The following is a 1,220-nucleotide window of genomic DNA, read 5'->3' as shown; positions in this document are numbered from 1 at the left end:
CGGCTATCCCGTGCTGATCAAGGCGCGCGCCGGCGGCGGCGGCAAGGGCATGCGCCGGGTCGAGCATCCCGATGAGTTTTCCGAGGCGTTGTCCAGCGCGCGGCGCGAGGCGAAAGCCGCGTTCGGCGACGACCGCGTGCTGGTCGAAAAATATGTCGACAAGCCGCGCCATATCGAGGTGCAGGTGTTCGGCGACAATTTCGGCAATGTGGTGCATCTCTACGAGCGCGACTGCTCGGCGCAGCGCCGCCACCAGAAGGTGATCGAGGAATCGCCCGCGCCCGGCATGACCGAGGCTTTGCGTAAGGCGATGACGGATGCGGCGGTGAAGGCCGCCAAGGCGATCAATTATTCAGGCGCCGGCACCATCGAGTTCATCGTCGATGCCTCGCAGGGCCTGAAAGCCGACCGCTTCTGGTTCATGGAGATGAACACCCGCCTGCAGGTCGAACATCCGGTCACCGAAATGGTGACCGGCACCGATCTGGTCGAGTGGCAGTTGCGGGTCGCCAGCGGCGAAAAGCTGCCGAAGACGCAAAGCGAGATCGCGCTCGTCGGCCATGCCTTCGAGGCGCGCATCTATGCCGAGGACGCGACGAAAGGTTTTCTGCCGGCAACGGGCACGCTGCACCATCTGAAATTTCCAGACGCGGCCTCCGAATGCGCCACGATGCGCATAGAGACAGGCGTGCGGGCGGGTGACGCCATCTCGCCCTATTACGACCCGATGATTGCCAAGCTGGTCGTCCACGCCACGGACCGTCAGGGGGCTCTGGGAGCGCTTGGCGCGGCGCTATCCCGGACCGAGATCGCCGGCTCGACGGTCAACACCGCCTTTCTCGCCGCTCTGGCCGCCGATCCGGATTTCGCTGCAGGCGATGTCGACACCAGCCTGATTGGCAGACACCAAGAAACCTTGACGACCGTCCCGCCTTCGAGCGACGAAACCATTGCTGCCGCCGCCCTTGCGGCCTCCGGGGCCGGAGCATCGCCGTCATCCGACGATCCGTGGTCGTCGCTTGTCGGCTATGCCCATTTCCACAGCGTGGCGCGACGCACATGGCTGAAGTTCGGCGAAGACGATATCGCGGCGAAGGTTTCGGTGCGGGCGGACGGACGATTCCAGGTCGCGCTGGGCAAACCCTATGGCGACACCAATTCGCATGATTTTCGCGCCACGCCGCGCCTCGCCCGCTGGCCAGGCCATATCACCGTGTTCG

Annotated in this window: 1 protein-coding gene; it reads left to right on the top strand. The window is 64.8% G+C overall.

The genetic code is table 11. The annotated features are described in order from the left end of the window. Positions 1-1,220: ATP-grasp domain-containing protein (locus EN750_RS35110; protein WP_127399333.1), on the top strand; the 1,220-nt coding region annotated here is incomplete at both ends.

Origin of the sequence: Mesorhizobium sp. M7A.F.Ca.ET.027.03.2.1, assembly GCF_003999175.1 — a bacterium.
Classification (GTDB): Bacteria; Pseudomonadota; Alphaproteobacteria; order Rhizobiales; family Rhizobiaceae; genus Mesorhizobium.
This window is presented reverse-complemented; position numbering and strand designations above follow the sequence as displayed.